The organism is Pantoea sp. LS15 (assembly GCF_012241585.1).
Taxonomy (GTDB): Bacteria; Pseudomonadota; Gammaproteobacteria; order Enterobacterales; family Enterobacteriaceae; genus Enterobacter.
In genome coordinates this window covers 133,583-146,029 of record NZ_JAAVXA010000011.1, presented here as the reverse complement: position 1 = coordinate 146,029, position 12,447 = coordinate 133,583, and the positions used below count along the sequence as shown (strand labels likewise).

Here is a 12,447-nt window from a genome sequence, read left to right as displayed (position 1 = left end):
TAGTCAAACGCACACGGCATACTTTACGCAGTGCGGAGTTTGGTTTTTTAGGAGTGGTGGTATATACACGAGTACATACACCACGTTTCTGCGGGCAGGCTTCCAGCGCAGGCACGTTGCTCTTTGCAACTTTGCGTGCACGTGGTTTGCGTACCAGCTGGTTAACTGTTGCCATTAAATAGCTCCTGGTTTTAGCTTTTGCTTCGTAAACACGTAATAAATCGACCTCATACAATATGAGGACGCGAAATTTTAGGGCTACGTCGAAAAGGTGTCAAGAAATATACAGCGATCTCAAATCACCAGTTCATTTGACTGGCATGCTTCACAGTAAGATTGACGAAATCAGTATAGCCAACCACGTCAACTTTGGCTGAAATTTGACCAGAAAGACCCCGCGCATCAAGATCGTCTTTCAGCGCAGAGACTGTTATGGGGGCATTACTGAGGATTTCAACGAAACGACTGCCGTCAATCGCGGCAAGTACGCCGTCCTGGAGCAGCAGCAGGTCATCACCTTCGCGAAGCATACTCAATAACGCGTCGATATCACACTGCCAGGGTGAATGGCTTAGGGTATGGAGCATGGCAGCCTCAGAAAGTCAGAACGGTGTCGTAGTGGGAAAGATGCTCGCGCAATGCAGTGGAAGACAGGCACGTCACATCCAGCACGAAAGACGCTACATCGTTTAAACCACGTGCAGCCAGTGAGTCCGCGCAGACATAGAACGTTTCTATATCGTACAGCGGTAACACTTTGAACGTCGCGATGTAATCGCGCGCCAGAATGGCTTGCGGCTGTTGCCCCGCCAGAAGCTGAAATACACCGTCGCCCAAAAAGAAGACGCCGATATCTTCGGTCAGCGCTGATGTCGCGAGCAACGCATCCAGCCCTTCTCTGCCAGACGCACTGCCGTGCGGAGCTGAGGAAAAAACAAACGCGACGCGCTTCATCAGAATTGCACCACTCTGTCGCAGGTTAATGCTGCCTGTGCCAGTGCACCCAGACCACTCAACGAAAATCCGGGCTGCAGGTTAGAACCCGATAAACCCAGACGCTCAGCTTCAGATGCATCAGCCACGCCACGGCGCAGTGCCGCCGCCACGCAGATATGCAGTTCAACGCCCTGCTTTTCGTTTAATGCCTGCCAGGCACGCACCAGGTCAAACTCATCACTCGCCGGTGACGTAAACTGGTTCGCGTTATACACCCCTTCCCGATAAAAGAAGACGCTCACCAGTTCATGTCCGGCCTTCAACAGCGCATGCGCAAACTGCAACGCACTACTGGCCTGCTGAGTACCGTACGCCGGGCCTGTCACCATTAAGGCATAACGCATTACTTGTCTTGCCCCAGGAAATCACCGCTCTTGAACTGGCGAATATAGAGGTAAACTGTGTGCTTGGAGATGTTCAGACGATCGGCCACCTGGTTAATGGCGTCTTTAATATCAAAAATCCCTTTCTCATAGAGATTCAGCACAATCTGGCGATTCTTGGCGTTGTTCGATACGTTGCGGTCAGCATTCACCTCTTCAATAGTGAACTCAAGCGTCTGAGTTACAAGATCTTCAACAGAAGAGGCAAAGTTAACAGAAGAGCCAACATCTGGCGTTTCTGGTGGAATAAAGGTGCTCATGATTTGCGAGAATGGCACATCAAGGTTCATGTTGATGCACAGCAACCCAATCACACGATGCTCGCGGTTTCGAATCGCGATGGTTTCTGATTTCATCAGCACGCCACTTTTGGCGCGGGTGAAATAGCATTTGGAGACGCTGCTGTCCGCGCCGGTCATGTCATGCAACATACGCAATGCAAGGTCGGTGATTGGCGAACCAATTTTACGGCCAGTATGCTCACCATTAGCAATGCGGATGGCGGAACACTTCAGATCTTGCAGGGAGTGCAATACGATTTCGCAGTGGGAGCCAATGAGCATCGCTAACCCGTCCACCACCGCTTCATACGATTTCAGAATATCGAAGTCGGTCTGGTCAAAAGGACGTTGATCCAGCAAATCAAGTTCACTGGTTTCGTTGGTTAAAAGCGACCTGGACATGAAAAAAACACTCCTTTTCAGGAGCCTGTCGTTAGGTTTTCAGGGCAGGCTCATTATCTACACGGACAACTAAATTAATACAGCGGGTATAACGCTTTCCAGTGTTAATTATATCTGCCCCATAATAAAAAAACCGCCGCCTTAAAGGCGGCGGTTTTTTTTCAGCATTACTTCTTAGCAGCAGCGGCTTTATCGTCAGCCGGTGCATCTGCTTTAGCGTCCGCTTTCGGTGCCGGTTTGATATCCAGCAACTCTACGTCAAAGACCAGTGTAGAGTTGGCAGGGATACCCGGAACGCCGGTTTTGCCATACGCCAGATCTGGTGGGATAACCAGCTTGATTTTGCCGCCTTTCTTGATGTTTTTCAGGCCTTCAGTCCAGCCAGGGATCACACCATCCAGACGGAAGGAGAGCGGCTCACCACGGGTGTAAGAGTTATCGAACTCTTTACCGTCGATCAGCGTACCTTTGTAGTTCACGACTACAGTGTCGCTGTCTTTAGGCGCATCGCCGGTGCCTTCTTTCTCAACTTTGTACACCAGGCCAGTAGAGGAAGTTTTCACACCTTTCTCTTTAGCAAAGGTATCGCGATAGGCTTTGCCTTTGGCTTCGTTTTCTTTAGCGTCCGCGTCCATCTTAGTCTGAGCGGCACCTTTCACACGCGCTTCGAACGCCTGCAGAGTCTGTTCGATTTCCTGGTCAGACAGCTTGCTCTTATCAGCAAATGCGTCCTGAACGCCCGCGATCAGCTGAGCTTTATCCAGTTTGATGCCCAGTTTCTCTTGTTCTTTCAGAGAGTTTTCCATGTAACGACCCAGAGATGCGCCGAGTGCGTAGGCGGATTTCTGGTCGTCATTTTTGAACGCCGCTTTGCTGTCTGCAGTGGCAGCAGGCTTCGCAGCAGTATCAGCAGCGAATGACAGCGGCGCGTTCAGCGCAACAGCCATCGTCGTCGCCAGCAGCGTTACTTTAAACAGTGATTTCATCCATATCTCCAGGGCCTGGGGACTCTCACCCCAGCGTTAAACGTAAATGAGTTACGTACTATAAAACGTTGCGGAAGAAATCTACAGACAGACACTTCCAATTCTCGCCACTTTTCAGACTATTTTTGTTTAAATAAGTTTCCTGCCAAAGGGATGCAGACTGTACTTAAGGATAAACTCAGTTAAACTGCGCCGCCGCTGGGCCATTATGGTGAATCTGAAATAAACGAGGTGAATGATGAAGGATACAACAATAGAAGCGAGAATGGCTGAGCTGGAAAGCCGCCTGGCTTTTCAGGACATCACCATCGAAGAGCTAAACCAGACCGTGACTGCACATGAACTCGAAATGGCAAAACTGCGGGATCATATGCGCCTGCTGACGGAAAAGCTGAAGGCCACGCAGCCGTCGAACATTGCCTCTCAGTCAGAAGAGACGCCACCACCTCATTATTGAGGCGTAAAAAAAGCGGGATTATCCCGCTTTTTTATTTTCCGCATGGCGGAATTAGTGGCAACCGCAGCCGCCGTTACCGCAACCACCTTTACCGTGGTCGTGACCATGGTCGTGATCGTGGCCACCGCAGCAGCCGTCGTGGCCGTGATCGTGGTCATGGTCGTGACCGTGTGCACCGTGAACGTGGCCATGAGCCAGCTCTTCTTCGGTTGCTTCACGGATCGCAACAACTTCTACGTTGAACTTCAGGTTCTGGCCAGCCAGCATGTGGTTACCGTCAACCACAACGTGGTCATCTTCCACTTCAGTGATCTCAACAGGAACCGGACCCTGGTCAGTTTCAGCCAGGAAGCGCATGCCAACCTGCAGTTCGTCAACGCCCATGAACACATCTTTAGGAACGCGCTGAACCAGGTTGTCATCATACTGACCGTAAGCGTCGTTCGCGCCTACAGCAACATCAAATTTGTCGCCAACTTCATGACCTTCCAGCGCGTTTTCCAGGCCGGAAATCAGGGAACCGTGACCATGCAGGTAGTCAAGCGGCGCACTCACCGGAGACTCATCAACCAACACACCGTCTTCTGTACGTACCTGATAGGCCAGGCTGACCACCAGGTCTTTTGCTACTTTCATGATATCTCCTGAGCGTGGGAAAATTGCTGGCGCAGATTGTAGCGGAAATCTGCACCCGTGTACCCTTTAGCTTAAAAAAACTCAGGGCATATCGCTAGTCCGGATGAAAAATCCCGATCACTTGCTCTTCTTTGCGAACGTGATCGCGGGCCTCTTTATCGGCCTCACGCATCTGGTGACCGCACTTAACACACTCAACAACATCAATATTATTTTCCCGCCACATCGCCAGAGTATCTTGCGCCTGGCAGGTCGGGCATTTTGCACCCGCAATAAAGCGTTTACGTACAGCCATCTTTCGTTACCCTTTATTCAAATTCATCCCAGCCATCAAGCTGGCGTCGTTCCAGTTGCATCTCTCGCTGGAAAATCTCCTCCAGCTCGCGACGCGCTTCCCGCACGCGGGAGATCTGCGCGGTATCCGTATGTACCGGCATCAGCTCACGCAGCATTCGCATATCCAGCCGGCGGAAGTGCATTTGAGCGCGCTGCGCCTGATGTGGATGCATACCGAGCGAGATCAACGCTTTGCGGCCTAGCTCCAGCGCACTGGAGAACGTCTCACGGGAGAAGTGTTTCACACCCGCCTGCAACAATTCGTGAGCTTCAACACGTCCCCGCGCACGCGCCAGAATATGCAGATGCGGGAAATGCTGCTGACACAGCTCCACCAGCTTCATCGTGTCTTCCGGGTCGTTACAGGTAATCACGATGGACTCTGCTGCCTCCGCTCCCGCCGAGCGCAGTAGCTCAAGTTGGGTCGCATCGCCGTAATACACCTTGTAGCCATATTTACGCATCAGATTAACCGCGCTGATATCACGCTCCAGCACCGTAATGCGCATTTTGTTCGCCATCAGCAAACGTCCGATAACCTGTCCGAAACGGCCAAAGCCCACCACAATCACCTGCGGCTTATCGTCTTCCACCCACGGCGCTTCGTCTTCATCGTCAGCAGGATTCAGACGGCGTGACAGAAGTTTATCCACCAGCTTCATCAACAGCGGCGTGGTCATCATGGACAGCGTGACCGTCACCAGCAGCAGAGCCATTTGATCATCTTTAAACAGCTTCTGGGAGGAGGCGGTAGAAAACAGCACAAACGCGAACTCGCCTCCCTGGCTTAACACGCTGGCAAACTGCATGCGTTCCGAACTGCGCAAGCCGTAAATGCGCGCCATGGCGTACAGCACCAGCGTTTTCACCGCCACCAGGATGGCCACGCTCACCACCACCCACAGCAGATGGGTATATAGCACACCCAGATTCAGCGCCATGCCCACCGAAATAAAGAACAGCCCTAACAGCAGCCCTTTGAAAGGATCGATGGCAATTTCCAGTTCGTGGCGATATTCGCTCTCGGCAAGCAGTACCCCGGCAATGAAGGTCCCGAGCGCCATCGACAGCCCCAGCGCATCCATAAACAACGCCGATCCCAGCACCAGCAGCAGCGTCGCAGCGGTGAACACCTCACGTACGCCCGACGCGGCAATAAAGCGGAACACAGGGCGTAACAGGAAACGTCCGCCAATCAACATACCGGCGAAGGCCAGCACCTTCATGGCGATTTTAGCCCAGTCAAAGTGATCGTCGCCGGAGCCTGCCAGCAGGGGCACCAGCGCCAGCGCAGGGATCACCGCCAGATCCTGAAACAGTAGCACCGAAAAACCCAGTTGCCCTGCTTCGCTACGGTTCATCCCTTTGTCGCGCATCAACTGGAGTGCCATTGCCGTCGACGACATCGCAAGACCTATCCCACCGATCACCGCCGCCTGCCAGGAGAAGTTGGTCAGCATTAACAGACCACCCAGAATCGCGGCGCTGAACAGCACCTGCGCGGCACCCACACCAAAGATAGAGCGTCTGAGTTGCCACAATTTAGAGGGGTTAAGTTCCAGGCCGATGATGAACATCAGGAACACCACACCCAGCTCGGAGAAATGGAGGATTTCATCCACATCGCTGATGAATCCAAGTCCCCAGGGGCCAATCGCGATCCCTGCCAGCAGATAGCCCAGCACTGCACCTATTCCAATACGTGCAGCAAGCGGAACCGCGACGACGGCCGCAAATAAAAACAGCACTCCGGCAAGGAGCAGATTCGATCCTTCCATTAACGACCTCCTGCCGGAATCGGTGATGCCAGCCATTCACCGTACGCTCTGGCATGACTTGCCAGTTCTTTCGGATCCTGACGCCGCGCCCAGTAGATAATAATCGGGCTCATCCAGTGCATACGGCACATCGCTGCCGTCAGTTCGAATGGACGAAGGATGTCACTCATCGGATAGCGGTTCAGCCCGTCATAACGGTATGCGCTTTCCGGTTCACCGGTGGTAATAACACTACGCCAATACTTTCCCGCCAGTTGGTTGCCCCCTACCCCACTGGAGAATCCCCTGCTCAGCACGCGGTCCAGCCACTCTTTGAGCAGCGCGGGGCAGCTATAGGTATAAAGCGGATGCTGGAACACAATGACGTCGTGCTGACGCAGTAGTTCCTGCTCATAAGGAATATCAATAAAGAAATCAGGATAGTGCGCGTAAAGATCGTGCACCGTCACGTTACTGAGCTGTGTGGCCGGCTTAAGCAGCACCCGGTTTGCCACCGAGTCCTGAGATTCCGGATGGGCATACAGCAGCAGCACTTTTGCTGTCTGAGACATCATTCCCCTCCCGGTCTTGTTTCTGTTTTTGTGTATCGTCGTTGTTTTGGGCTACCATGGCGGCCCGGTGCGGAAAATGGCCCACACCTTACATTATCATAATGACAAATTAACATAGTCGGAACATACGGCGCTTCTATGATTGTTTTCTCCTCGTTACAAATTCGTCGCGGCGTGCGCGTCCTGCTGGATAACGCCACTGCAACCATCAACCCAGGCCAAAAAGTGGGTCTGGTCGGCAAAAACGGCTGTGGTAAATCCACTCTGCTGGCGCTGCTGAAAAACGAGATTAGCGCGGATGGCGGTAACTTTACCTTCCCGGGGAACTGGCAGCTTGCCTGGGTTAACCAGGAGACGCCCGCCCTGAGCGAACCGGCACTCGACTATGTTATCGACGGTGACCGTGAATACCGTAAGCTGGAAGCGGAACTTAACGCCGCTAACGAGCGCAACGACGGTCACGCCATCGCCACCGTTCACGGCAAGCTGGACGCCATCGACGCATGGACCATTCGTTCCCGCGCCTCCAGCCTGCTGCACGGCCTGGGCTTCAGCAATGAACAGCTGGAACGCCCGGTCAGCGACTTTTCGGGCGGCTGGCGTATGCGCCTCAACCTGGCGCAGGCACTGATCTGCCGCTCTGATCTATTGTTGCTTGATGAACCGACGAACCACCTGGATCTCGATGCGGTTATTTGGCTGGAGAAGTGGCTCAAGAGCTATCAGGGCACTCTGATTCTGATCTCCCACGACCGCGACTTCCTCGACCCGGTGGTGGATAAAATCATTCATATCGAACAGCAAACGATGTTCGAGTACACCGGCAACTACAGCTCCTTCGAGCGCCAGCGCGCGACGCGTCTTGCCCAGCAGCAGTCCATGTATGAAAGCCAGCAGCAGCGCGTGGCGCATCTGCAAAGCTTTGTGGATCGCTTCAAGGCCAAAGCGTCAAAAGCGAAACAGGCCCAGAGCCGCATCAAAATGCTGGAACGCATGGAGATGATTGCCCCGGCGCACGTGGATAACCCGTTCCATTTCAGTTTCCGCGCGCCGGAAAGCCTGCCAAACCCACTGCTGAAGATGGAAAAAGTCAGCGCGGGCTACGGCGATCGCACTATTCTCGACTCCATTAAGCTCAATCTGGTGCCAGGTTCACGTATTGGTCTGCTGGGGCGCAACGGTGCCGGTAAATCGACACTGATTAAACTGCTGGCGGGAGAACTTAACCCGGTAAGCGGTGAAATCGGCCTGGCAAAGGGCATCAAGCTGGGTTACTTCGCCCAGCATCAGCTGGAATTTTTACGCGCTGATGAATCCCCGATTCAGCACCTCGCGCGTCTGGCGCCGCAGGAGATGGAGCAAAAACTGCGTGACTACCTCGGCGGCTTTGGCTTCCAGGGGGATAAGGTCACCGAAAACACCGAACGCTTCTCCGGTGGCGAAAAAGCCCGTCTGGTGCTGGCACTGATCGTCTGGCAGCGCCCGAACCTGCTGCTTCTTGATGAACCGACTAACCACCTGGATCTCGACATGCGTCAGGCGCTGACTGAAGCGCTGATTGAGTTTGAAGGCGCACTGGTTGTCGTCTCGCACGATCGCCACCTGATCCGCTCCACCACCGACGATCTCTACTTAGTGCATGACGGCAAAGTTGAACCGTTCGACGGTGACCTGGAAGACTACCAGCAGTGGCTGACCGACGTGCAGAAGCAGGAAAACCAGCCAGAAGAGTCCACGAAAGAGAACGCCAACAGCGCGCAGGCCCGTAAAGATCAAAAGCGCCGCGAAGCGGAACTTCGCACCCAGACACAGCCGCTACGCAAAGAGATCGCCCGTCTCGAAAAAGAGATGGAAAAACTTAATGCTACACTCGCTACCGTTGAAGAGAAGCTGGGCGACAGCGGTCTGTATGACCAGAGCCGCAAAGCCGAGCTGACTGACTGTCTGCAAACTCAGGCCAAAACGAAATCCAGCCTCGAAGAGTGCGAGATGGCGTGGCTGGACGCTCAGGAACAGCTGGAAGCGATTATAGTAAATAACTGACATGAATTAGCATCGCATCGTTATGACCCAAATCATTCCATCAGACTTCGACATAGCTACTGAAGAGAGCGCTGAGTTCGTGCCCATGCGCGGCGTGTCAAATCGCCACCTGCAGACCATGCTGCCACGGCTTATCCGTCGCAAGGTTCAGTTCACCCCGCACTGGCAACGGCTGGATTTACCGGACGGAGACTTTCTGGACCTCGCCTGGAGCGAGGAGCCGGAACAGGCTCGCCATAAGCCGCGTCTGGTGGTCTTTCACGGTCTTGAGGGCAGCCTGCATAGCCCGTATGCGCATGGGTTAATCCAGGCGGCAAAAGCCCGTGGCTGGCTCGGTGTGGTGATGCATTTTCGTGGCTGTAGCGGCGAGCCAAATCGTCAGAATCGCATCTATCACTCGGGTGAAACTGAGGACGGTACGTGGTTTTTACACTGGTTGCGGGAAAACTTTGGCACTGTGCCTACCGCCGCCGTGGGCTACTCGCTGGGCGGGAATATGCTGGCCTGTCTGCTGGCCAAAGAGGGCGAAAGCGTCCCGCTGGATGCCGCCGTCATTGTCTCTGCACCATTTATGCTGGAGCAGTGTAGCTATCATATGGATAAAGGCTTTTCCCGCGTCTATCAGCGCTACCTGCTTAACCTGCTGAAAGCCAACGCAGCGCGCAAACTGAAAGCCTACCCGGAGACGCTTCCGGTAAGTCTGCGTCAGTTAAAAAAAGTGCGCCGCATTCGCGAATTCGACGATCTGATCACCGCAAAAATTCACGGCTTTGCCGACGCGATTGACTACTATCGTCAGTGCAGCGCCATGCCGCTGCTCAGCAAGATTACACAGCCGACACTGATCATTCATGCCAAAGATGACCCGTTTATGGATCATCATTCGATTCCCGCTCAGGAATTCCTGCCCGACAACGTTCACTATCAGTTGACGGAGCATGGCGGCCACGTCGGGTTTATCGGTGGCACACTGCGTCGCCCTAAAATGTGGCTTGAGACGCGTATTCCTGACTGGTTAACCCCGTATCTGGATGGTGCAAAATGATCATTCCCTGGCAGGATCTGGCTCCCGAAACGCTCGATAATCTGATTGAAAGCTTTGTATTACGCGAAGGCACAGATTATGGTGAGCAAGAACGCTCGCTTGAGCAAAAGGTCAACGATGTAAAGCGCCAGCTCAAAAGCGGCGACGTGGTGCTGGTATGGTCAGAACTGCATGAGACGGTCAATATCATGCCCCGCAACGCGTTTCACGGCTGATCTTTCAACCTTTCCAGTCAGGGAGTTGCTATGTCTGCCAGACATCCGGTTATTGCCGTTACGGGGTCGAGTGGTGCGGGAACCACCACCACCAGCCTCGCATTTCGCAAGATTTTTGCCCAACTGAATCTCCGTGCGGCGGAGGTCGAAGGCGACAGCTTTCACCGCTATACGCGCCCGGAGATGGACATGGCCATCCGTAAAGCGCGCGATCTGGGTAAACACATCAGCTACTTTGGCCCGGAAGCCAATGACTTCGGCCTGCTGGAGCAAACCTTCGTCGAATATGGCAAGAGCGGCACAGGGCAATCACGCAAGTATCTGCATACTTACGATGAAGCCGTGCCATGGAACCAGGTACCGGGCACCTTTACCCCGTGGCAACCCCTGCCGGAACCCACCGACGTGCTGTTTTACGAAGGACTGCATGGCGGCGTGGTAACCCCCCATCACGACGTGGCGCGCCATGTGGATCTGCTGGTTGGCGTGGTACCGATCGTTAACCTGGAGTGGATCCAGAAGCTGACACGAGACATGAGCGAGCGCGGCCATTCGCGAGAAGCGGTGATGGACTCAGTGGTGCGCTCCATGGACGATTACATTAATTTCCTGACGCCGCAGTTCTCCCGTACCCATATTAACTTCCAGCGTGTACCGACAGTTGACACCTCTAACCCATTCGCGGCAAAAAGCATCCCGTCGCTGGATGAGAGTTTTGTGGTGATCCATTTCCGCAACCTCGAAGGCATTGATTACCCGTGGTTACTGGCGATGTTGCAGGGCTCGTTCATTTCCCACATGAATACCCTGGTGGTGCCGGGCGGGAAAATGGGGCTGGCGATGGAACTCATCATGACGCCGCTGGTGAAGCGGTTGATGGAAGGGAAGCAGATCGCGTGATCATATTCCCTCTCCCAACGGGAGAGGGTTAGGGTGAGGGCATCTACACGCACGATGCCCCACCAATCACGCCTCGATCACTTCATACGAATGGGTGATTTTTACCGCTTTCTCCAGCATTAACGCCACAGAGCAGTACTTCTCGGCAGACAGGTCCACCGCACGCGAAACTGCCGCGTCTTTCAGTTCCTTACCGGTGACCACAAAGTGCAGGTTAATATGGGTGAACAGGCGTGGCGCCTCTTCACGGCGTTCCGACGTGAGTTTAACTTCGCAATCCGTCACATCCTGACGACCTTTCTGCAGAATCGACACCACATCAATTGCGCTGCATCCACCAGCAGCCATCAATACCATCTCCATCGGGCTTGGCGCTTTATCGCCGGAGTTACCATCCATCAAAACCTGGTGTCCTGAAGCGGACTCGCCCAGGAATGTTAACCCTTCAACCCATTTCACGCGCGCTTGCATATTCATTAACTCCAACGTTGCATTTTTGGTGACAGATTACGTGTGCGTTACATTTCTCGCAATGGAAGGCGACCTGCATCATGCTGAAGCGAGACACCAGGAGACACGCGGCGAAAGCTATGCTAAAACACTCAGGATGCTACAGTAATACATTGACGTTACACATGTATGCAGAGGACATCAAACTTTACTGGCTGCGAAACGTTACGATAGCCGACTTCCCAGGGTATGGGTAAGAATTCGATTGCAACCCCAGAGTCCGGATGCATCTGATGACTCTGGTGACAGCTTATAACAGAGGATAACAGCGCATGGTGCTTGGCAAACCGCAAACAGACCCGACTCTCGAATGGTTCTTGTCTCATTGCCACATTCATAAGTACCCATCGAAGAGCACGCTGATTCACCAGGGTGAAAAAGCGGAAACGTTGTATTACATCGTAAAAGGCTCGGTGGCAGTGCTGATCAAAGATGAAGAAGGGAAAGAGATGATCCTTTCTTATCTGAACCAAGGCGATTTCATCGGTGAACTGGGCCTGTTTGAAGAAGGCCAGGAACGTAGCGCCTGGGTTCGCGCAAAGACAGCATGTGAAGTGGCTGAAATTTCTTACAAGAAATTCCGTCAGTTGATTCAGGTTAACCCTGATATCCTGATGCGTCTTTCTTCCCAGATGGCTCGCCGTCTGCAGGTAACATCCGAGAAAGTGGGTAACCTCGCCTTCCTGGACGTTACCGGCCGTATCGCACAGACTCTGCTGAACCTGGCAAAACAACCTGATGCGATGACCCACCCTGATGGCATGCAGATTAAAATTACCCGTCAGGAGATCGGCCAGATCGTCGGCTGCTCCCGTGAAACAGTGGGCCGTATTCTGAAAATGCTGGAAGATCAGAACCTGATCTCCGCCCATGGTAAAACCATCGTGGTCTACGGAACGCGTTAATTCCACTCAGACGGCGTGCCATC

Annotated in this window: 16 protein-coding genes and 1 pseudogene; 6 read left to right on the top strand and 11 right to left on the bottom strand. The window is 53.5% G+C overall.

The window, feature by feature from the left end; all coding sequences use genetic code 11:
* The 6 genes and pseudogenes from rpsL to fkpA all read right to left on the bottom strand — a co-directional run.
* Window positions 1-175, bottom strand: a pseudogene (rpsL, locus tag HED65_RS22735) (30S ribosomal protein S12); the annotation flags it as partial.
* 124 nt (window positions 176-299) lie between these two features.
* Window positions 300-587 (bottom strand): sulfurtransferase complex subunit TusB, encoded by a 288-nt coding sequence (gene tusB / locus HED65_RS16480; RefSeq protein ID WP_114979379.1) that lies wholly within the window; start codon window positions 585-587, stop codon window positions 300-302.
* Window positions 588-594: 7 nt separating this feature from the next.
* A complete protein-coding gene (gene tusC, locus HED65_RS16475) occupies window positions 595-954 on the bottom strand; it encodes a sulfurtransferase complex subunit TusC (RefSeq protein ID WP_114979378.1) in 360 nt (119 codons plus the stop codon).
* Window positions 954-1,340: a sulfurtransferase complex subunit TusD gene (gene tusD / locus HED65_RS16470; RefSeq protein ID WP_114979377.1), complete on the bottom strand. Its 387-nt coding sequence runs from the start codon at window positions 1,338-1,340 to the stop codon at window positions 954-956. Before tusD ends, tusC begins: the two co-directional genes overlap by 1 nt.
* On the bottom strand, window positions 1,340-2,062 hold the full coding sequence (locus HED65_RS16465) for a helix-turn-helix transcriptional regulator (RefSeq protein ID WP_003861697.1): 723 nt from the start codon (window positions 2,060-2,062) through the stop codon (window positions 1,340-1,342). Before HED65_RS16465 ends, tusD begins: the two co-directional genes overlap by 1 nt.
* Before the next feature lie 167 nt (window positions 2,063-2,229).
* Window positions 2,230-3,048 carry an FKBP-type peptidyl-prolyl cis-trans isomerase gene (gene fkpA / locus HED65_RS16460; RefSeq protein ID WP_114979376.1) on the bottom strand — a complete coding sequence of 273 codons (819 nt, stop codon included), beginning with the start codon at window positions 3,046-3,048 and terminating at the stop codon, window positions 2,230-2,232.
* Between the two features lie 238 nt (window positions 3,049-3,286).
* On the opposite strand from fkpA, the gene HED65_RS16455 reads away from it, so the two are divergent.
* Window positions 3,287-3,505 (top strand): protein SlyX, encoded by a 219-nt coding sequence (locus HED65_RS16455; RefSeq protein WP_008503009.1) that lies wholly within the window; start codon window positions 3,287-3,289, stop codon window positions 3,503-3,505.
* A gap of 51 nt (window positions 3,506-3,556) precedes the next feature.
* Here HED65_RS16455 and slyD read toward each other — a convergent pair whose 3' ends face one another.
* From slyD to kefG, 4 genes are all read right to left on the bottom strand, one after another.
* On the bottom strand, window positions 3,557-4,141 hold the full coding sequence (slyD, locus tag HED65_RS16450) for a peptidylprolyl isomerase (protein ID WP_114979375.1): 585 nt from the start codon (window positions 4,139-4,141) through the stop codon (window positions 3,557-3,559).
* 94 nt (window positions 4,142-4,235) lie between these two features.
* Entirely contained in the window at window positions 4,236-4,436 is a 201-nt protein-coding gene (locus HED65_RS16445; protein WP_010436300.1) for a YheV family putative zinc ribbon protein, read from the bottom strand.
* 13 nt (window positions 4,437-4,449) lie between these two features.
* Complete coding sequence (gene kefB, locus HED65_RS16440) at window positions 4,450-6,255, bottom strand: glutathione-regulated potassium-efflux system protein KefB (RefSeq protein WP_114979374.1); 1,806 nt, start codon at window positions 6,253-6,255, stop codon at window positions 4,450-4,452.
* On the bottom strand, window positions 6,255-6,806 hold the full coding sequence (gene kefG, locus HED65_RS16435; RefSeq protein ID WP_014833523.1) for a glutathione-regulated potassium-efflux system ancillary protein KefG: 552 nt from the start codon (window positions 6,804-6,806) through the stop codon (window positions 6,255-6,257). The genes kefB and kefG overlap by 1 nt, the downstream gene beginning before the upstream one ends.
* Before the next feature lie 138 nt (window positions 6,807-6,944).
* Here kefG and HED65_RS16430 point away from each other — a divergent pair, with 138 nt between their 5' ends.
* The 4 genes from HED65_RS16430 to HED65_RS16415 are packed head-to-tail and all read left to right on the top strand — an operon-like array spanning window position 6,945 to window position 11,009.
* On the top strand, window positions 6,945-8,849 hold the full coding sequence (locus HED65_RS16430; RefSeq protein WP_114979373.1) for an ABC transporter ATP-binding protein: 1,905 nt from the start codon (window positions 6,945-6,947) through the stop codon (window positions 8,847-8,849).
* Window positions 8,850-8,871: 22 nt separating this feature from the next.
* Entirely contained in the window at window positions 8,872-9,894 is a 1,023-nt protein-coding gene (locus HED65_RS16425) for a hydrolase (RefSeq protein WP_114979372.1), read from the top strand.
* The gene (locus HED65_RS16420; protein WP_008503016.1) at window positions 9,891-10,109 is read left to right on the top strand and encodes a YheU family protein; all 219 of its coding nucleotides are present in this window, start codon (window positions 9,891-9,893) and stop codon (window positions 10,107-10,109) included. Before HED65_RS16425 ends, HED65_RS16420 begins: the two co-directional genes overlap by 4 nt.
* Window positions 10,110-10,139: 30 nt before the next feature.
* Window positions 10,140-11,009, top strand: a complete 870-nt coding sequence (locus tag HED65_RS16415; protein WP_114979371.1) for a phosphoribulokinase — start codon at window positions 10,140-10,142, stop codon at window positions 11,007-11,009.
* A gap of 66 nt (window positions 11,010-11,075) precedes the next feature.
* Here HED65_RS16415 and HED65_RS16410 read toward each other — a convergent pair whose 3' ends face one another.
* Window positions 11,076-11,480 (bottom strand): OsmC family protein, encoded by a 405-nt coding sequence (locus HED65_RS16410; protein ID WP_114979383.1) that lies wholly within the window; start codon window positions 11,478-11,480, stop codon window positions 11,076-11,078.
* A 311-nt stretch (window positions 11,481-11,791) separates the two neighbouring features.
* On the opposite strand from HED65_RS16410, the gene crp reads away from it, so the two are divergent.
* Window positions 11,792-12,424 (top strand): cAMP-activated global transcriptional regulator CRP, encoded by a 633-nt coding sequence (gene crp / locus HED65_RS16405; protein WP_000242758.1) that lies wholly within the window; start codon window positions 11,792-11,794, stop codon window positions 12,422-12,424.
* Window positions 12,425-12,447: the final 23 nt, after the last annotated feature.

Excerpts from the sequence above, each read along its gene's own strand:
- tusB (WP_114979379.1), bottom strand. The coding sequence starts at position 587 with ATGCTCCATACCCTAAGCCATTCACCCTGGCAGTGTGATATCGACGCG.
- tusC (WP_114979378.1), bottom strand. The coding sequence starts at position 954 with ATGAAGCGCGTCGCGTTTGTTTTTTCCTCAGCTCCGCACGGCAGTGCG.
- tusD (WP_114979377.1), bottom strand. The coding sequence starts at position 1,340 with ATGCGTTATGCCTTAATGGTGACAGGCCCGGCGTACGGTACTCAGCAG.
- HED65_RS16465 (WP_003861697.1), bottom strand. The coding sequence starts at position 2,062 with ATGTCCAGGTCGCTTTTAACCAACGAAACCAGTGAACTTGATTTGCTG.
- fkpA (WP_114979376.1), bottom strand. The coding sequence starts at position 3,048 with ATGAAATCACTGTTTAAAGTAACGCTGCTGGCGACGACGATGGCTGTT.
- HED65_RS16455 (WP_008503009.1), top strand. The coding sequence starts at position 3,287 with ATGAAGGATACAACAATAGAAGCGAGAATGGCTGAGCTGGAAAGCCGC.
- slyD (WP_114979375.1), bottom strand. The coding sequence starts at position 4,141 with ATGAAAGTAGCAAAAGACCTGGTGGTCAGCCTGGCCTATCAGGTACGT.
- HED65_RS16445 (WP_010436300.1), bottom strand. The coding sequence starts at position 4,436 with ATGGCTGTACGTAAACGCTTTATTGCGGGTGCAAAATGCCCGACCTGC.
- kefB (WP_114979374.1), bottom strand. The coding sequence starts at position 6,255 with ATGGAAGGATCGAATCTGCTCCTTGCCGGAGTGCTGTTTTTATTTGCG.
- kefG (WP_014833523.1), bottom strand. The coding sequence starts at position 6,806 with ATGTCTCAGACAGCAAAAGTGCTGCTGCTGTATGCCCATCCGGAATCT.
- HED65_RS16430 (WP_114979373.1), top strand. The coding sequence starts at position 6,945 with ATGATTGTTTTCTCCTCGTTACAAATTCGTCGCGGCGTGCGCGTCCTG.
- HED65_RS16425 (WP_114979372.1), top strand. The coding sequence starts at position 8,872 with ATGACCCAAATCATTCCATCAGACTTCGACATAGCTACTGAAGAGAGC.
- HED65_RS16420 (WP_008503016.1), top strand. The coding sequence starts at position 9,891 with ATGATCATTCCCTGGCAGGATCTGGCTCCCGAAACGCTCGATAATCTG.
- HED65_RS16415 (WP_114979371.1), top strand. The coding sequence starts at position 10,140 with ATGTCTGCCAGACATCCGGTTATTGCCGTTACGGGGTCGAGTGGTGCG.
- HED65_RS16410 (WP_114979383.1), bottom strand. The coding sequence starts at position 11,480 with ATGCAAGCGCGCGTGAAATGGGTTGAAGGGTTAACATTCCTGGGCGAG.
- crp (WP_000242758.1), top strand. The coding sequence starts at position 11,792 with ATGGTGCTTGGCAAACCGCAAACAGACCCGACTCTCGAATGGTTCTTG.